We start from the raw sequence: 16,774 nt of genomic DNA, 5'->3' as shown, positions 1-16,774 counted from the left end.
CTAGCAGGCTAGCTCCCACAGTGGGCCGTATTCCAATTCAGCAATCTGGAATGCGTTTCCCCTGTGGGAGCCAGCCTGCTGGCGATGAGGGCATTACAGGCACCAGAGAAATATCCATAAGAAAAGCAGCCTGAGGAGATCCCCATGAACGCAGCCGTAGACGTTCTGCAATCGACCCATCAGCACATCAACCGCGATCGCCTGTGGGCCTCGCTCATGGAACTCGCCAAACTCGGCGCCACAGTCAAGGGCGGTGTCTGTCGCCTGGCCCTGACCGATCTCGACCGCCAGGCCCGTGACCTCTTCGTGCAATGGTGCAAGGACGCCGGGTGCAGTGTCACGGTCGATGCCGTCGGCAACATCTTCGCCCGTCGCCCAGGGCGCAATCCCGACCTGCCGCCGGTGATGACCGGTAGCCACATCGATACCCAGCCTACCGGCGGCAAGTTCGACGGCTGCTTCGGCGTACTCGCCGGCGTCGAAGTCCTGCGCACCCTCAACGACCTGAAAGTGGAAACCGAAGCGCCGCTGGAAGTGGTGGTCTGGACCAACGAAGAAGGCTCGCGCTTCGCCCCGTGCATGATGGGCTCCGGGGTGTTCGCGGAAAAATTCACCCTCGAAGAAACCCTGGCCAAAGTCGATGCCGATGGTGTGACCGTTGGTGAAGCGCTCAACGCCATCGGCTATGCCGGCCCGCGCAAGGTCAGCGGGCATAAGGTCGGCGCCTATTTCGAGGCGCACATCGAACAAGGCCCGATCCTCGAAGACGAACAGAAAACCATCGGCGTTGTGCTGGGCGCGCTGGGGCAGAAGTGGTTCGACCTCAAGCTGCGCGGCGTCGAAGCGCATGCCGGCCCAACGCCGATGCACCTGCGCAAGGACGCCCTGGTCGGCGCCTCGGTAATCGTCGGTGCGGTCAACCGCGCGGCTCTCGGCCATCAACCCCACGCTTGTGGCACGGTCGGTTGCCTGCAAGCCTATCCCGGCTCGCGCAACGTCATCCCCGGCGAAGTGCGCATGACCCTCGATTTCCGTCACCTGGAGCCGGCGCGCCTCGACTCGATGATTGCCGAGGTGAAGCAAGTCATCGACGCCACCTGCGAAGAACATGGCCTGACCTACGAACTGACCCCGACTGCTGACTTCCCGCCGCTGTACTTCGAAAAAGGTTGCGTGGAAGCCGTGCGCGGTGCGGCAAAAGGCCTTGGCTTGTCGAATATGGACATCGTCAGCGGCGCCGGGCATGACGCGATTTTCCTCGCCGAACTCGGCCCGGCCGGGATGATCTTCGTGCCGTGCGAAGGCGGCATCAGCCACAACGAAATCGAGAACGCCGCGCCGGATGACCTGGCAGCGGGTTGTGCGGTGTTGTTGCGGGCGATGCTGGCGGCTTCGGCGATGGTGGCGGGAGGACAGCGGGCGGCTTGAAGATCAAAAGATCGCAGCCTTGTAGGAGCTGTCGAGTGAAACGAGGCTGCGATCTTTTCCTGTCACCCAAACGTCACATACCTGTGCGATGTTGCCGGCCCATGAAAATCATCACCTCCGGCGCGTCCTATCTGGATATCGACGCCTACGCCTGTTGCATCGCCTACGCCGAACTGCTCAACCTGCAAGGCATTGCCGCCCGCGCCGTCAGCAGCGCGCCAGCCAATGCCAGCGTTGCGCCAACCGTGCTCGGCTGGCCTGGCGCTTTTGACGATTACCCGCCGACGCCAAACGATGAATTTGTCCTGGTCGATGTCTCGGACTATCACCATTTCGACCCGTTGGTGGTGCTCGAACGGGTGGTAGAAGTTATCGATCATCATCCAGGGTACGAGCATTACTGGGCGCAGAAGCTTGGGGCTGGCGCCGATATTCGTCCGATCGGTGCGGCGGCAACCCAGGTTTATCAGCGCTGGCAAGGCGCAGGTTTGCTATCCGCCATCAGCCGGCACAGTGCGGCATTGCTGGCCACTGCGATTCTCGACAACACGCTGAATTTCAGCGGACAGATGACCACTGCAGCGGACATCGAGGCCTACGCCGACCTCGCTTCACGGGCACAACTGCCGGCAGACTGGCCCCGGCAGTATTTTCTCGAATGCCAGGCCAGTATCGAATCGGACCTGGCCGCGGCATTGGCAGCCGACTCGAAACAGATGAAACCCGAGAGCAACCTGCCAGGCTTCTTCGCCCAAATGACCGTGTGGGATGCCGACGCCTTGCTGCAAAAACACCGGCCGATGATCAAGCGCTGGATGGCAGAGCAGGGCGATGACTGGCTGCTGAATGTGATCAGTATCCGCGACCGCAAGAGCTGTTTCCTGGCGCCAGCCGAGGTCAGCCAGCAAAAGCTCAATCACTTATTGCCACTCGACTGGCAGGCCGGACTGGCCGTTCGCGCGCCGTCAATGCTGCGCAAGGAACTGTTGAAATTGGCGCTGGACGCTGCCAGTTACTGCGCGCCAAACACCATCGTCCAGTAAACCCCTTCATCACTGCGCGCCTCACTGGCAAACCCGGCGCCGACCTGGGTAAACATCGGGTTCATCAGGTTGGCGCAATGCCCGGGGCTGGCCAGCCATCCGGCCATGGCTTTGCCCGGTGAACTCTGCCCGGCCGCAATGTTTTCGCCGATTTGCCGACCACGGTAGCCGGCCGCGCGGGCGCGATCGGCGGGCAGGTCACCGTCCGGATCGCGGTGGGCGAAGTAGTTGCCGTAAGCCATGGCTTTACTGTGCCCCTGGGCGGCGGCGCCTAGCGCTGCGTTCCAGCTCAACGGCCGGGCGGCGGCGAATCGCTGGCGTCCGCACATCCGTGGTCGGGCACGCGCGGCATTGACCTCGGCGAGCAAGGCCTTGCCGACGCTGCGGTTATCGCCGACACGGCTGTCGAGCACTGGTTGTGCCAACACCACTTGCCATTCATTGCGCGAACGACTGACGCCGATGTCGGCGTAGCCCGCATCCAGCAGCGCGGCGCAGTGGTCGTTCTGCAGCAGGTCGAAGGCTTCTTCAGCGTCCTCGGCCCCGATCACGCGAATACTGCGCACCGCCACGGCGGAATACCCGGATGACTTCAACGCCTCGCGCATACCCCCGGCGTAGCGATAACCGATCGGCAAGGCCAGGTTCGACTTCAGCGCCAACGGTGCCAGGCGCTGCGCCGGGCGCCGATCACAGCGCTGCGGATGGGCGCGATAGTCGTTGATGGCGGCCACCAGTTGCCGCTCCGCACCGGCGTGGGCGGTTTCGGCGAACAATGGCGAGAGGATCAGCAGACACAGCGAAACGAAGCGAGACGAACGAACGGCGTGGCGCATGAGACGGGCAGCTCTGAAGGAGGACGGCGCATAAGTTGGGTGAACCGCAGAATGCGGCGCGAGTAGGACTGGGCTTTTTGGACTTGGTTCAAGGGGCGGTGAGGGGTTTTACGGTGGAGCGACGAACAGTGGAATCAAGCAGAGCGCTATGTTGCGCCGGATGACGCTATCGCGAGCAGGCTCACTCCTACATTTGGAATGCGTTCCCCTCACCGATTCAACACATCCCCCATCCACTGCAAATACTGCGCACGGTCGGAAATCGAGTTATGCCCCGAATCCGGTACCACCCGGAGCACTGCCACGCCTGGCGGGAAGTTCTCCAGCAAACGCTGAGTGCTGGCACGCGGAATCACCTCATCGTCACTCGCGGCGAGCAACATTGTCGGTACGCGGATATGCGCGGCGTACTTGCCGGATTCGAAGCGTTCCTTGAGCAACCACTGCACCGGTACCCACGCGTATTGCCGCGCCGCGATTTCTTCGAGGCTGTTGTAAGGCGTCACCAGAACCAGCTGTTGCACCGGCCGCTGACTGGCCAAGCGTATCGCCACGCCGGAACCGAGACTGCGCCCGACCACAGCAACCTGCGGATGACTGGCATAGACCTGATCGAACAGCGCCAGCGCATCCTCGGCAATCGCCGCTTCCGACGGTGAGCCGCTGCTGCCACCGAAGCCGCGGTAGTTGAGCAGATACACTGCGTAATCGGGAAACGCCTCGGCAAACTCCGGCAGATTGCGCGACACGTCTTCGGCATTGCCGCCGAAATAGATCAGCGCCCGTGGCCCGACGCGCTCGCGGGTGATCACTGAAACCTGCGCATCCGGCATCGACAAGGTCAGTTGAGAGTCGGCGCTGTTGACGGCATTGGGCTGCGGAAAATAGATCAGCGAGCGCTGAAAAAAGAACAGCGCCGCGCACAGCACCAGGTACACGGCAACGATCAATGCGACGAGTGACATCAGGGTTCGGGACATTCGGCTACTTTTAACGGTGTGTGAAGGATGGCTGTCGCAGTGTAGTCCAGCGCTGCAACCGGGCCGCTCAATCACACAACCGGCAACCGATCACGCAGCAGGGGAACCAGCATGAGCCACACTGAGGGTTACTCCCGTCGCCGATTGCTCACGCTGGCTGCCGGGGTTTCGGCGGTCTTTACCTTTGATCGGGCGTTGGCCACCGCCACCACGCCCGCGACCACCGGAGGCCACGCCATGCAGACCCGCGCCATCCCATCCAGCGCTGAATCGCTGCCCATCGTCGGCCTGGGCACCTATCGCGGTTTTGACGTAGGCCCCGGCGACCCGGCCTATAAACAGCTGCCGGCAGTGCTCGACGAACTGTTCAAAAAGGGTGGCACATTGATCGACAGTTCACCGATGTATGGCCGCGCCGAGCAAACCACCGGCGAACTGCTGTCGATCCACGAACCGCGTTCGCCGGCGTTTCTGGCGACCAAGGTGTGGACGCGCGGGCGCGCGGAGGGCATCGCGCAGATGGAGCAGTCGTTCAGCCTGCTGCGCACCGAGCGCATCGACCTGATGCAGATCCACAACCTGCTCGACTGGCAAACCCACCTGCCGACCCTGCGTGAATGGAAAGCTCAGGGCCGCATCCGTTACATCGGCATCACCCATTACACGCCCTCGGCGTATGAGGAAGTCGAAGCGGTGCTGAAGGCCGAGCCACTGGACTTCCTGCAAATCAATTACGCCCTCGATGACCGAGGCGTGGAGAAGCGCATCCTGCCGTTGTGCCGCGAACGCGGCGTCGCGGTGATCTGCAATCGGCCGTTCGGTGGCGGGGGGCTGCTGGCGCGGCTCAAAGATAAACCGCTGCCGGGCTGGGTGTCGGATGTGCAAGTCAACAGTTGGCCACAATTGGCATTGAAGTTTCTGCTGTCACATTCGGCGGTGACTTGCGTGATCCCGGGTACAGGCAACCCGCGCTACATGGCCGATAACGCCAAGGCCGGGTTCGGGCCGATGCTCACTGATGCGCAGCGGCATCAGTTGATTGCGTTGGCGGGGTAATCGGTCGGGTAGACGGCGCTCATCCGCGATAGCGCAACGCCTCCAGCAACAACGCAAACGCCGGCGCAGCCTGGCGTCGGCTCGGGTAGTAGAGGTGATAACCGGCAAACGCCGGGCACCAGTCTTCCAGCACTTGCCGCAAACGGCCGTCGGCCAGATATGGCGCGACGATATTCTCCGGGATGTAGCTCAGGCCGAAACCGTCCAGCGCCGCGTCGAGCAACGGGTAGACGCCGTTCAGGGTGACCTGCCCGGACACCCGCACTTTCAGGCTTTCGCCATCCTTCTCGAACTCCCAACTGTACAAACCGCCGTTGGTGGGCAGGCGCAGGTTGTTGCAGGCGTGGTCGGTCAGGTCGCGTGGCGTTTGCGGCGGAGGGCGTTTGGTGAAGTAGGCGGGCGAGCCAACCACGGCCATGCGCATGTCGGGGCCGATGCGAGTGGCGATCATGCCTTGCGCGACGTCTTCGCCCAGACGCACACCCGCGTCGAAACCCTGGCCGGCGATGTCGACGAAACCATAATCGCAGCTCACCTCGACGCTGATATCCGGGTACTTCGGCAAAAAGTCCTTGAGCACCGGGCGCAGCAGCCAGTCCAGCGAATGATCGGTGGCGTTGAGGCGGATCTTGCCTGCCGGGGTGTCGCGCAGGTTGCTCAGGGCGGCGAGCTCCACTTCGATTTCTTCGAAGCGCGGGCCGATGGTGTGCAACAGGTGTTCGCCGGCCTCGGTGGGCGAGACGCTGCGAGTGGTGCGAGTTAGCAGACGCAGGCCCAAACGGGCTTCGAGTGCGCGAATCGTGTGACTGAGCGCCGATTGCGAAACGCCGAGTTTGGCCGCCGCTTTGGTGAAACTGCGTTCGCGGGCGACGGCGAGGAAAGCGAGAAGATCGGTGGCGTTTTCCCGAAGCATTGATGAGTGTCCTGCATAAGTTTTTTCGAATTCTAGTTGATTATCTGAAGAGTGCGCCTCGGTAAAGTGACTCAACCCCTGTAGGAACTGCCGAAGGCTGCGATCTTTGATCTTGCTCTAAAAATCAAAGTCCAAAGATCTCTGCCTTCGGCAGCTCCTACATTCATCTGTTCGGAGAAAGTCATGAACCCGATTGCCGCTTCTGCACTGACCCTTTCCCTGCTGGCGGGTGAGGTGCAGGCCAATGAAATTCCACGAGTGAGCGTCACACCGAATGGCTCGCAACCTTCAGCCAAGGGCCCGGCGGATTGGTTCACCGGCACTGTGCGGGTCGATGCGCCGTTCAAAGGCACGGAAGCAGCGCGGGTCAGTGGCGCGACGGTGACGTTTGAGCCAGGCGCGCGTACCGCTTGGCATACGCATCCGTTGGGGCAGACCTTGATCGTCACGGCCGGTTCCGGTTTTGTGCAGGAGTGGGGGCAGCCGGTTCGTGAAATTCGTCCTGGCGACACGGTGTGGATCGCGCCGGGGGCCAAGCATTGGCACGGGGCGGCGCCCGGCACGGCGATGACGCATATCGCCATTGCTGAAGTGCTTGATGGCAAAGTCGTGGACTGGATGGAGCAGGTGAGTGCCGAGCAATATCCGCTTTCCGAGTGAAGAGCTTCCCTCACCCCAGCCCTCTCCCGGTGGGAGAGGGGGCCGACCTAGGTGTCTTGTGTCATACATCGACCTGAGAGACCGAGTCGATTATGGATTCACAGCAAAGCGATATCCATCGAACTGAAAGTGCTGTGTCGATTATGGATTCACAGCAAAACGTTCAGGTCGGGGCTGATCCCGAATATCCCCGGATCGGTTCCCTCTCCCGCTGGGAGAGGGCTAGGGTGAGGGGCTTTTCAGGGGCGCTCAGATCATCTCCGGCAACGACGAAAGAATCTTGTCCAGCGTAACCGGATACTCCCGCACCCGTGCCCCGGTGGCGTTGTAGATCGCATTGGCCACCGCCGCACTGACCCCGCAAATGCCCAATTCGCCGACACCCTTGGCCTTCATCGGCGAAGACACCGGATCGGTCTCATCGAGGAAAATCACCTCCTGATGCGGAATGTCGGCATGCACCGGCACCTCATACCCGGCCAGGTCATGGTTGACGAAAAACCCAAGTTTCTTGTCCACCGCCAACTCTTCCATCAACGCCGCACCGACGCCCATGGTCATCGCACCGATCACTTGGCTGCGCGCCGAAGTCGGGTTGAGAATCCGTCCCGCCGCGCATACCGCGAGCATGCGGCGCACGCTTACTTCACCGGTGGCAGCGTCGACGGCGACTTCGACGAAATGCGCGCCGAACGTCGACTGCTGATACTTCTCGGCCAGATCACCGAATTCGATGCTGTCCTCGCCGACCAGCGCGCCGCCTTCAGCCGCGTTGCGCAACGGTACGCTCTTGCTGCCGACGCGCACCTGACCGTCGACGAATTCGGCCTGGTCCGCCGCCAGCCCCAGCTTGCCCGCCACCGCTTCGCGCAGTTTTACGCACGCGGCGTAGACGCCGGAAGTCGAGCAGTTACCGCCGAACTGGCCGCCGGAGCCGGCCGACACGGGGAAGTTCGAATCACCCAGCCGCACCACCACCGCGTCGAGGTTTACGCCCATCATCTCGGCGGCAGTCTGCGCGATGATCGTATAGCTGCCGGTGCCGATATCGGTCATGTCGGTTTCCACAACAATCTTGCCGTCACGCTCCAAACGAACGCGGGCGCCGGACTTGACCAACAGGTTGTTGCGAAACGCCGCCGCCACGCCCATGCCGATCAGCCAGCGACCTTCACGACGGCTGCCCGGCTGAGCCTTGCGCTGATCCCAGCCGAATTTCTCGGCCCCTGTCTGCAGGCATTTGATCAATTGACGCTGGGAAAACGGCCGCTCGGTCTTTACCGGATCGACTTGCGTGTCGTTGAGAATGCGAAACTGCACCGGGTCCATCTTCAGTTGCTCGGCCATCTCGTCCATGGCGATTTCCAGCACCATCAACCCCGGCGCTTCACCCGGCGCACGCATGGAGTTGCCCTCGGGCAAATCGAGCGGCGCGAGGCGCATGCTCACGCGACGGTTTTCGGCGGCGTACAGCAACTGGCTCGGTTGTGCGGCGAGTTCGACCTTGCCGTCGGCGAGGTTGCCCGACCAGCCCTCGTGGGCGATGGCAGTGAGCTTGCCGTCGGCGGTGGCGCCCATGCGGATGCGCTGAATCGTCGCCGGACGGTGCGTGGTGTTGTTGGCCATCTGCGGGCGGGCGAGGGCCACTTTCACCGGTCGGCCAGCCATGCGCGCACCGAGGGCGGCGAGGATCGCGTCGGCGCGGATGAACAGCTTGCCGCCGAAACCGCCACCGATGTACGGCGAGACCAGACGCACATTTTCCTTCGGTAGACCGAGGGTTTTCGCAATGTCGCCGACACTCCAGGCGACCATCTGGTTGGAGGTCCACAAGGTCAGTTGATCACCTTTCCACGCCGCCAAGGTTGCGTGGGGTTCCATCATCGCGTGGGACTGGTCCGGGGTGGTGTAAGTCTGATCGAACTGCACCGGGGCGGCGGCGAAGGCCTTGTCGAAGTCACCATGATTGACGTCGGGCAACTCATCTTTTGGCTCGACGCCCAGCGCTTTCACACTAGCCAGATCGAACTTGCCTTCGACGGTTTCGTAATCGACCTTGACCCGTTGCGCGGCGGCGCGGGCCTGCTCGAATGTCTCCGCGACGACCAGCGCGACGGCCTGCTGATAATGCTGCACTTCGGGACCGGCGAGCAGGTGGGCGGCGTTGTATTGACCCTTGTCGAGCTTGCCGGCGTTAGCGGCGGTGACAATCGCCAGCACGCCCGGCGCGGCTTTCGCCGCGTCCAGATGAATGGCTTTGATCCGCCCTTTGGCGATGGCCGCATCGACCATGACACCGTAAGCCTGATTGGCGGCCGCTTCATGTTGCTCGTAGGCATACGTGGCCTGACCGCTGGTTTTCAACGGGCCTTCAATGCGTTCGGTGGGTTGGCCGACGACCTTCAACTGGTCGATCGGGTTGGTGGTGGCGGGCGTGTCGAATTTCATGCGTCTTCCCTCGCTTGCGCCAACACCGAGCCGAGCGTGCGCTCGACCAGGGTCAGTTTGAACTCGTTGTCGTGGGTCGGCGTGGCGCCGTCGAGCAGGCGTTCGCTGACGGCTTTGGCGCCTTTTGGCAGCAGCGCTTCGGCCTCTTCAATCCGCCATGGTTTCGGCGCGATACCGCCGACCGCAACGCGGCCGCTGCCGTCCGTTTGCAGGATCAGGCCGACCGAGACCAGCGCGAATGCGTAGGACGAACGATCACGCACCTTGTGATAAATGTGGGTGCCGCCGACGGGCGCGGGCAGTGTCACCGAGGTGATGAACTCGCCGGGCGTCAGGCTGGTTTCGATGTTCGGCGTGGTGCCGGGCAACTGGTGAAAGTCGGCCATGGCAATGCTGCGGGTGCTGCCGTCGGGTTTCACCGTTTCAATCTGCGCATCGAGCGCACGCATGGCAATCGCCATGTCGCTCGGGTGCGTGGCGATGCACGCGTCGCTGACGCCGATGATGCCCAATTGCCGACTGACCCCGCCAATCGCTGCGCAGCCGCTGCCGGGATTGCGTTTATTGCAGGCCTGATGGGTGTCGTAGAAGTATGGGCAGCGCGTGCGTTGCAGCAGGTTACCGGCGGTGCTCGCCATGTTGCGCAACTGCCCGGACGCCCCGGCGAGCAAGGCGCGGGAGAGCAGGGCGTAGTCCTTTCTGACGCGCGCGTCGGCGGCCAGATCGGTATTGCGCACCAGCGCACCAATGCGCAAGCCGCCCTCGGGCGTGGCGTCGATCTGATCCAGGCCGAGGTGATTGACGTCGATCAGGTGCAGCGGGGTTTCGATGTCGAGTTTCATCAGGTCGAGCAGGTTGGTGCCGCCAGCGATGAAGCGTGCGCCTTCGACGTGTGCGGCTTGCGCAGCGGCAGCGGCGGGGGAGTCGACGCGGCTGTAATTGAACGGTCTCATGTCGGCACCTCCGCGACTTCAGTGATGGCTTCGATGATGTTCGAGTAGGCGCCGCAGCGGCAGATATTGCCGCTCATGCGTTCCTGAAACTCTCTGGCGATCAACTGCGGCGCTTCGGTGAGGCTTTCACTGACATGGCTGGGAATGCCGTCGCGGATTTCCTTGATGACCGCCACCGCCGAGCAAATCTGCCCGGGCGTGCAATAGCCGCACTGATAGCCGTCATGCTTGATGAACGCGGCCTGCATCGGGTGCAGATTGTCGGGCATGCCGAGGCCTTCAATGGTGGTGATCTCGCTGCCTTCATGCATCACCGCCAGGGTCAGGCAAGCGTTGATGCGGCGGCCATCGGCGATCACCGTGCAGGCGCCGCACTGGCCGTGGTCGCAGCCTTTTTTGCTGCCGGTCAGGTGCAGGTGCTCGCGCAAGGCATCGAGCAGGGTGGTGCGGGTGTCGACGTCAAGCGCACGCGGCTTGCCGTTGACGTTGATCGTCACTTTGCTCATGGCCGGTTGCTCCAGATTGGCCGCGTAGGCCTTCAGGCTGATAAACGGCGGCATCGCGAACGCGGTGGCGGTCACGGCGCCGAGGATCAGAAATCCGCGTCGGGAAATCGTCATGGTTCGATTCCTTTTCTCTCTTCATCAGGGCAGCAGGGTCGTGTATGGCCCAAGCGGGCAGCCAGCGTCATCGCCGGTCTCGTTAAGGAATGACTGCTGGAGAGAGGAAAAGGTTTTGTCGGATTTGCGCTATAGAGTTATGCGTGTGGCTCATCAATCCAGTGATCGACATCAAACCATTGTGGGAGCGAGCCTGCTCGCGAAGGGGCCGGCACAGCCAACATCTTCATTGCCTGACCGGCCGCTTTCGCGAGCAGGCTCGCTCCCACATTTGAAATGTGTTCTGCCGGACTAATGCCCGCCGACCACCATTGAGGTAAACGGCGCCACATACGCCTGCAATGTCACCAGCCCGCCGACCAGAATCGCCAGCACAATCGAGTGGAAGAACACGTAGCGCAGAATCTCGCCCTCATGCCCGTACCAACGGGTCGCGGTGGAGGCGACCACAATCGATTGCGCATCGACCATCTTGCCCATGACTCCGCCGGAGCTGTTCGCTGCCGCCATCAATACCGGACTGATCCCGAGTTGTTCCGAGGTCACCCGCTGCAAGCCGCCAAACAGCACGTTCGACGCGGTATCGGAACCGGTCAGCGCGACACCCAGCCACCCGAGCAACGTGCCAAACATCGGGTAGAAAATCCCCGTCGCGGCAAACGCCAGGCCCATGGTCGCGTCGAGTCCGGAGTAGCGCGTAAGAAAACCCAGCGCCAGCATTGCGGCAATGGTGATCAACGAAAACCGCACCACCCATAACGTGCGCAGGTATTGCTTGATCAGTTGCGGGATCGAATAGCCCATCAGCAAACCACCGACAATTGCAGCCAGCAAAATCCCGCTGCCGGTGGCGGTGAGCCAGGTGAATTTGTACACCGCTTCTTCAGCCTTCGGTGCCGCGACCACCGGCGGTACTTTTTCGATTTGCAGGTGCAGGGTGGTGAAGGTCACCGCCGGGGCGAAAATCGGGTTGGCCTCGCGCAGCGGCTTGCCCTGCGGGTCTAGTTTGGCCGAGTGGGTGACCGGATCAATGGCGGGCCGGGTGTCGAACATATTCTTGAAGCCCTGAGTGCCCCAGGCAAACACGAATACGGTGAGGATGATCCACGGCATCCACGCGCGCATCACCGCCGGGCGCGCCTGATCGCTGAACGCGGCGCTGGCGGTGACTTTTTCTTCCTCGACTTTGGAGTTGTCGACTCGCCCTGAAAGAGCTGCCGAGGTGTGAATGGTCGCCGGTTTCCACACCTTCAAAAACAGCGTCAGGCAGGCCATGGAAATCAGCGCGGCAATCACGTCCACCAGCATCGGCCCGTGGTAGTTCGACACCAGAAACTGCGGCACGGCGAAGCTCACCCCAGCCACCAGAATCGCCGGCCAGATCTCCAGCATTTTGCGCCACCCGGCGAATGCCCAGATCAGCCAGAACGGCACCAGTACCGAGAAGAACGGCAACTGTCGACCGACCATCATCGACAGTTCCATTTCATCCAGCCCGGTGACTTTGGCCAGCGTGATGATCGGCGTACCCAGTGCGCCGAATGCCACCGGCGCGGTGTTGGCGATCAGCGCCAGGCCCGACGCGGCCAACGGCGAGAACCCCAGCCCGATCAGGATCGCCCCGGTTACCGCGACCGGCGTGCCGAACCCCGCCGCACCTTCGAAAAACGCACCGAAGCAGAACGCAATCAGCAGCAGCTGCAAACGGCGGTCATCGGTGATCCGTGCGAGGGAATCCTGCAGCACTTTGAACGAGCCGTTTTCGGTGGTCAGGCGATGCAGAAAGATGATGTTGAGGACGATCCAGCCGATCGGCAGCAAGCCATTCGCTGCGCCGAACAACGCCGCAGAACCGGCCATGCTCGCCGGCATGCCGAAGGCGAAGATCGAAATCAGCAGGGCGGACGCCAGCGCCAGCAGTGCCGCCAAATGCGCCTTGACGTGGAAGAACGCCAGTGCCGCAAGCATCACCACCACCGGCACCGCTGCCATGAGGGTGGAAATCACCGGGTTGCCGAACGGGTCGTAGATTTGCTGCCAGACCATGGTCCACCTCTGCTTGTTGTTATTGAGGGCGCAGATCCATTGCGTCGGGCTAGGTTGCAAGCAGTATAGGTGGCATTTCGCCGCCGCTCGGGCAGTGCGGGCGGGGCGACAAACGGTCGATAGTGGCCATTGAATCAACGCGGATTTGCCCGGTCGTATCTGCGGCTGCGCGCACCGCGTCCTGAAGGCGCGGGCAGCGTGGCCGATTCCGTCGTCAAGACCTTGGTTTTAGGGAAGTGTTGAATGAAGCGCGCAACAACGATGCTGCTGACAGTGACCGCCGCCGTATTGCTCGGTGGCTGTGTCGCGGACTTTGATGATGACCACCGCCATGGCCGGCATTACGACCGTGATCATGGCCGCGATTACGACCACGACCGGCGCTGGGATGATCGCGATGATCGCCGCGACGGGCGTCGCTACTATCGCGACCGGGATGATGACTGAGCCGTGGCGTAATCGGCTGCCACCCGAGCGAGCAGGCATGACAGAGATGGACGCAATAGTGGCAATTCAGTAGCATTGCCGCTTTTTCGCGCCTTTCTCCAAGGATGATCATGTCTGTCGCTTCTTTTTTGCGCGGTTCGCCTGCGCTGTTCAGCTCGGTCGTAGCCGCTTTTGTACTCGTTGGCTGCACGCAGACGGGGACTTATCAGGACGCCAGCGAGCCTGACGCCGCCAAATTGCGCTTCGTCGCTAACATGTCCAATGCCACCATCAATTATTTCGACGCCGAGCATTGCGATGGCATGAGCACCGGTCCGCTGAACAATCTGTTTATCGCCGAAAGCCAGCGCCGGGTCGGCATGAACGTCGCCGCACCCAAAGACGCCCGTGGGTATCTGGAAATCAAATTGCCACCGGAAAAGGATCTGTATCTCCAGGTCATGACTCAGTTGGGGCACGGCACCTGTGGTACCGGATTCAACTTGAAGCCGGAGCGCGGCGCCGAATATGAGGTGACCTTCGGCTTTAGCGGACGTGGCCAGTGTTCGACGTTGGTGGAGCGCTTGCAGCGGGTGAACGGCACGGATGTGCGCACGCCACTGACCGTCAAGCGTGGTGGTTTTCCTGCCTGTTACGGGCGCAATCCACTTTTCCCGCAACCGCCGAAGCTGCTGCCGGACACACCAGAGCGTGCTGCGCTGATCGAACAGATTGTTAATGGCAGCGTGATTGTCATGATCAAGCCCGACCCGGCCAAAGAGCCGGCTGCCAGCATGACGCCTGAGAAACTCGAATCGCTGATCAGCGAGCGCAAGGGCAAACTCGGTTTTGCCATGCCAGACGAGTATTGGACGCTGTACCGTCAGAACCTTATTGAATTCGAAAAAGAGGCTGGCACTAACGGGACGCGGGCGCTGCAAGTGGCTACCGATGAATATCGGCAGCGCCTGCGCAGCGTTGACGACAAGCAGTTGAAAGAGTGGACGCACAGCGAAGACACGTCCGGCAAACGCGGTAATTCGGCCCCGGCCGAGCAGGAAAAACTGGCGATCATGGATTATTTCCAGGCCACCAATAAGGTGATGGCCGAGACCATCAATCATCATCTCGATCGCATGGCGCAAATGGATAAGCAGTACGACGTCTGCTCGCGTTATTCCGAATGCTGGAAACGCTGACTGCGTTTATCGCTGATGTAAAAAAGCCCACTGAGCCGTCATGGCCAGTGGGCTTTTTCGTGGCGCTCGTTTTGTCGAGACGCCCAATTGCAGCAATTAAAAGTGAGCGCTCGCCCGGACGCTGGATCGCGCAGGCACGGAGGCCTCGATGTCCAGCAAATGGGTGGCGAGAATGTCGCTCAGAAAACGGAACTGATCGTTGATGCCGACCACTTCATTACTGAAGTGATTGGTTGCGGCAGGCATCAGCAAATCTTCGAAATCTTCGTTGAACACCAGCGCCTGCGTTTTGTGCGATACGGCGTGCTGGTCGTAATAGTTGCTGCCGAACACCGGGAAACTCACGCAGAGTGTGACGTGGGTGTGAATCATGTTGTGAACTCCTCGTTGTGTTTCGGATGGGTTAATCGTGCCTTTCATGGACGGCGGGCGGAAGGCAATCGTGGCGATGGTGAATATCGATGGCAGTGATGGTTCGGGTTGTGTGGTGTTGCTGATGGCGCCTTCGCGAGCAGGCTCGCTCCCACAGGGGGAGTGCGATTCAAAGTGGGAGCGAACCTGCTCGCGAAGGCGCCAGTCCAGCCACAACCGGACAAACGGCCCGATACACACACCTATACTCAAATCTGCTTCCTCCCTGTTTAAAGGAAACCTCAACCGTGAACCCGCGTGCGCTGCTCGTCGTCGCACTGTTGTTGCTGGCCGGCTGCGCCACCTCGGCGCGGGCGCCAGTGACCGCGCCGCAAGCCGTGGTGGTCTCGCCGGCGACCTGGCAGCAGATCGACCGGGAAATCGTCAGCGCTTCGCAGCAGTCCACCGAGCAAGTCAAAGTCTTTGCCCGTGGCTCGATGGAACATTGGCGCACTCGCGTCTATCAGCAAACTGAAGAAAATTTCATTCCGTGGTTCAGCAGCTACTGGACCCAGGAATGGCTGTCGATGAAGGTCAGTTGGTACACGATCAATGCCGGTGGCGAGCAGGACGCCTCGGCCAAGCGGCTGGCGGCGTATCTGCTTGAGCAATATCAGGAAAGGGTGCTGGCGCCGGTGGCGGTGGAGATCGATCCGGACGCCATTCTCGGGCAGGCGACGGCGTTCTATGCGCAGTTGATGGCGCAGCAGATGCCGCTCATCGCCCAGCGCCATGGTGTACCCGTTGGTCAGCTCAATGGGCGTTTGCAGAAAGTCCCGGCCATTGCGTTAGGGCCGCCGCCGGCGCGGGACGCGTCGCTGTTTCAAGTGATCAGCACGGAACCGTTGAACACCTTGCCGGCCTACGCCGCGTTGATCGACAAGATCCACACCGAGGGCGGCGCCAAGGGCATTGCCTCGACCGATGCCGGCATGGCCCCGGTGGCCAAACGTGCCAGTCAGCGAATGGAAGCGGAAATGGCCCCACGCGGCGCTGCCAGTGCGGTCGCCGCTGCCGCAGGAAAACTGGCCGGCGGGTTGATTTCGGTGGGTGTAGCGGGCATTCGCGCCATTATCCAGGCCAACGACCGGCCCGACAGCGAAGCACTGATCCGCAGCAGCCTGGGCGGCACCTTCGACAAGGCCTGGCTGAAACTGGTGCAGAACCCGAACACCGGCGTTATGGCCGGCACGCTGCACATGGCCGGGCAGGTCGAGCGCAATCTGGGTGGGGTCGATGAACCGTCAGTCGGCTTGGGTGTGAATCGTGTCGAATGGCAGCCGCCGCAATCGACTAACCAGCAGATCGAACCCAACGTGCAAGGAGAGTGATCATGGCTTACATCGATATTTTTGTAGCGCCGGTGCCGAACGCCAATCGTGAACAGTACAAAAAACACTGTGAGATCGCCGCCAGGCTGTTCAAGGAGTACGGTGCAAAAGACGTCGTTCAATGCTGGGGCGATGACGTGCCGGAGGGCAAAGTCACCTCATTCCCGATGGCGGTCAAACTCAAGGAGGGCGAGACGGTGTCGTCCGGCTGGCTGATCTGGCCAGACAAAGCCACCCGCGATGCCGGCATGGCCAAAATGATGGAAGACCCGCGCATGCAACCGGACGTCAACCCGATGGGGTTTGATGGCCAGCGCATGATCTTTGGCGGCTTCAAGAACATCCTTGAATCCTGAAGCTCCCACATATCCCCGTAGGAGCTGCCGAAGGCTGCGATCTTTTGATGTTGATTGTAAAAAAACAA

16 protein-coding genes are annotated in these 16,774 nt (G+C 61.5%); 8 read left to right on the top strand and 8 right to left on the bottom strand.

Annotation, left to right across the window (positions count from 1 at the left end):
* Positions 1–144 precede the first annotated feature (144 nt).
* Together BK670_RS14655 and BK670_RS14650 are read left to right on the top strand one after the other, a co-directional pair.
* Positions 145–1,428: a Zn-dependent hydrolase gene (locus BK670_RS14655; protein ID WP_123450580.1), complete on the top strand. Its 1,284-nt coding sequence runs from the start codon at positions 145–147 to the stop codon at positions 1,426–1,428.
* 101 nt (positions 1,429–1,529) lie between these two features.
* Positions 1,530–2,471: a DHH family phosphoesterase gene (locus BK670_RS14650; protein WP_123450578.1), complete on the top strand. Its 942-nt coding sequence runs from the start codon at positions 1,530–1,532 to the stop codon at positions 2,469–2,471.
* Here the strand turns inward: BK670_RS14650 and BK670_RS14645 are convergent.
* Together BK670_RS14645 and BK670_RS14640 are read right to left on the bottom strand one after the other, a co-directional pair.
* On the bottom strand, positions 2,441–3,307 hold the full coding sequence (locus tag BK670_RS14645; RefSeq protein WP_123450576.1) for a CAP domain-containing protein: 867 nt from the start codon (positions 3,305–3,307) through the stop codon (positions 2,441–2,443). The genes BK670_RS14650 and BK670_RS14645 overlap by 31 nt on opposite strands.
* Before the next feature lie 209 nt (positions 3,308–3,516).
* Positions 3,517–4,287, bottom strand: coding sequence for an alpha/beta hydrolase (locus BK670_RS14640; protein ID WP_123450574.1), 771 nt, complete (start codon positions 4,285–4,287; stop codon positions 3,517–3,519).
* A 111-nt stretch (positions 4,288–4,398) separates the two neighbouring features.
* Here BK670_RS14640 and BK670_RS14635 point away from each other — a divergent pair, with 111 nt between their 5' ends.
* Positions 4,399–5,343 carry an aldo/keto reductase gene (locus BK670_RS14635; protein WP_185036773.1) on the top strand — a complete coding sequence of 315 codons (945 nt, stop codon included), beginning with the start codon at positions 4,399–4,401 and terminating at the stop codon, positions 5,341–5,343.
* A gap of 19 nt (positions 5,344–5,362) precedes the next feature.
* Here the strand turns inward: BK670_RS14635 and BK670_RS14630 are convergent, their stop codons facing one another.
* Entirely contained in the window at positions 5,363–6,256 is an 894-nt protein-coding gene (locus BK670_RS14630) for a LysR family transcriptional regulator (RefSeq protein ID WP_123450572.1), read from the bottom strand.
* Between the two features lie 183 nt (positions 6,257–6,439).
* Here BK670_RS14630 and BK670_RS14625 point away from each other — a divergent pair, with 183 nt between their 5' ends.
* Positions 6,440–6,916 carry a (R)-mandelonitrile lyase gene (locus tag BK670_RS14625; RefSeq protein ID WP_123450570.1) on the top strand — a complete coding sequence of 159 codons (477 nt, stop codon included), beginning with the start codon at positions 6,440–6,442 and terminating at the stop codon, positions 6,914–6,916.
* A gap of 249 nt (positions 6,917–7,165) precedes the next feature.
* Here the strand turns inward: BK670_RS14625 and paoC are convergent, their stop codons facing one another.
* From paoC to BK670_RS14600, 4 genes are all read right to left on the bottom strand, one after another.
* Positions 7,166–9,364, bottom strand: coding sequence for an aldehyde oxidoreductase molybdenum-binding subunit PaoC (gene paoC, locus BK670_RS14620; RefSeq protein ID WP_123450568.1), 2,199 nt, complete (start codon positions 9,362–9,364; stop codon positions 7,166–7,168).
* Positions 9,361–10,317 carry an FAD binding domain-containing protein gene (locus BK670_RS14615; RefSeq protein WP_123450566.1) on the bottom strand — a complete coding sequence of 319 codons (957 nt, stop codon included), beginning with the start codon at positions 10,315–10,317 and terminating at the stop codon, positions 9,361–9,363. Before BK670_RS14615 ends, paoC begins: the two co-directional genes overlap by 4 nt.
* The gene (paoA, locus tag BK670_RS14610) at positions 10,314–10,937 is read right to left on the bottom strand and encodes an aldehyde dehydrogenase iron-sulfur subunit PaoA (RefSeq protein ID WP_123450564.1); all 624 of its coding nucleotides are present in this window, start codon (positions 10,935–10,937) and stop codon (positions 10,314–10,316) included. Before paoA ends, BK670_RS14615 begins: the two co-directional genes overlap by 4 nt.
* Before the next feature lie 291 nt (positions 10,938–11,228).
* Positions 11,229–12,983 carry an L-lactate permease gene (locus BK670_RS14600; protein ID WP_123450560.1) on the bottom strand — a complete coding sequence of 585 codons (1,755 nt, stop codon included), beginning with the start codon at positions 12,981–12,983 and terminating at the stop codon, positions 11,229–11,231.
* Between the two features lie 243 nt (positions 12,984–13,226).
* Here BK670_RS14600 and BK670_RS14595 point away from each other — a divergent pair, with 243 nt between their 5' ends.
* Together BK670_RS14595 and BK670_RS14590 are read left to right on the top strand one after the other, a co-directional pair.
* Positions 13,227–13,430, top strand: coding sequence for a hypothetical protein (locus tag BK670_RS14595; protein WP_123450559.1), 204 nt, complete (start codon positions 13,227–13,229; stop codon positions 13,428–13,430).
* Between the two features lie 110 nt (positions 13,431–13,540).
* Complete coding sequence (locus BK670_RS14590; RefSeq protein ID WP_259697567.1) at positions 13,541–14,608, top strand: hypothetical protein; 1,068 nt, start codon at positions 13,541–13,543, stop codon at positions 14,606–14,608.
* A gap of 96 nt (positions 14,609–14,704) precedes the next feature.
* Here BK670_RS14590 and BK670_RS14585 read toward each other — a convergent pair whose 3' ends face one another.
* Positions 14,705–14,980 carry a hypothetical protein gene (locus BK670_RS14585; RefSeq protein WP_123450555.1) on the bottom strand — a complete coding sequence of 92 codons (276 nt, stop codon included), beginning with the start codon at positions 14,978–14,980 and terminating at the stop codon, positions 14,705–14,707.
* Between the two features lie 287 nt (positions 14,981–15,267).
* Here BK670_RS14585 and BK670_RS14580 point away from each other — a divergent pair, with 287 nt between their 5' ends.
* Both BK670_RS14580 and BK670_RS14575 read left to right on the top strand, forming a co-directional pair.
* Entirely contained in the window at positions 15,268–16,350 is a 1,083-nt protein-coding gene (locus BK670_RS14580; protein ID WP_123450553.1) for a hypothetical protein, read from the top strand.
* 2 nt (positions 16,351–16,352) lie between these two features.
* Positions 16,353–16,706, top strand: coding sequence for a DUF1428 domain-containing protein (locus BK670_RS14575; RefSeq protein WP_123450551.1), 354 nt, complete (start codon positions 16,353–16,355; stop codon positions 16,704–16,706).
* Positions 16,707–16,774: the final 68 nt, after the last annotated feature.

The organism is Pseudomonas fluorescens (assembly GCF_003732425.1).
GTDB lineage: Bacteria > Pseudomonadota > Gammaproteobacteria > Pseudomonadales > Pseudomonadaceae > Aquipseudomonas > Aquipseudomonas fluorescens_BE.
Note: the sequence above shows the minus strand (reverse complement) of the source record. Positions and strands in the feature narration are given on the sequence as shown.

Excerpts from the sequence above, each read along its gene's own strand:
- BK670_RS14575 (WP_123450551.1), top strand. The coding sequence starts at position 16,353 with ATGGCTTACATCGATATTTTTGTAGCGCCGGTGCCGAACGCCAATCGT.
- BK670_RS14585 (WP_123450555.1), bottom strand. The coding sequence starts at position 14,980 with ATGATTCACACCCACGTCACACTCTGCGTGAGTTTCCCGGTGTTCGGC.
- BK670_RS14655 (WP_123450580.1), top strand. The coding sequence starts at position 145 with ATGAACGCAGCCGTAGACGTTCTGCAATCGACCCATCAGCACATCAAC.
- BK670_RS14600 (WP_123450560.1), bottom strand. The coding sequence starts at position 12,983 with ATGGTCTGGCAGCAAATCTACGACCCGTTCGGCAACCCGGTGATTTCC.
- BK670_RS14625 (WP_123450570.1), top strand. The coding sequence starts at position 6,440 with ATGAACCCGATTGCCGCTTCTGCACTGACCCTTTCCCTGCTGGCGGGT.
- BK670_RS14650 (WP_123450578.1), top strand. The coding sequence starts at position 1,530 with ATGAAAATCATCACCTCCGGCGCGTCCTATCTGGATATCGACGCCTAC.
- BK670_RS14635 (WP_185036773.1), top strand. The coding sequence starts at position 4,399 with ATGAGCCACACTGAGGGTTACTCCCGTCGCCGATTGCTCACGCTGGCT.
- paoA (WP_123450564.1), bottom strand. The coding sequence starts at position 10,937 with ATGACGATTTCCCGACGCGGATTTCTGATCCTCGGCGCCGTGACCGCC.
- BK670_RS14630 (WP_123450572.1), bottom strand. The coding sequence starts at position 6,256 with ATGCTTCGGGAAAACGCCACCGATCTTCTCGCTTTCCTCGCCGTCGCC.
- BK670_RS14595 (WP_123450559.1), top strand. The coding sequence starts at position 13,227 with ATGAAGCGCGCAACAACGATGCTGCTGACAGTGACCGCCGCCGTATTG.
- BK670_RS14640 (WP_123450574.1), bottom strand. The coding sequence starts at position 4,287 with ATGTCCCGAACCCTGATGTCACTCGTCGCATTGATCGTTGCCGTGTAC.
- paoC (WP_123450568.1), bottom strand. The coding sequence starts at position 9,364 with ATGAAATTCGACACGCCCGCCACCACCAACCCGATCGACCAGTTGAAG.
- BK670_RS14645 (WP_123450576.1), bottom strand. The coding sequence starts at position 3,307 with ATGCGCCACGCCGTTCGTTCGTCTCGCTTCGTTTCGCTGTGTCTGCTG.
- BK670_RS14615 (WP_123450566.1), bottom strand. The coding sequence starts at position 10,317 with ATGAGACCGTTCAATTACAGCCGCGTCGACTCCCCCGCCGCTGCCGCT.
- BK670_RS14590 (WP_259697567.1), top strand. The coding sequence starts at position 13,541 with ATGTCTGTCGCTTCTTTTTTGCGCGGTTCGCCTGCGCTGTTCAGCTCG.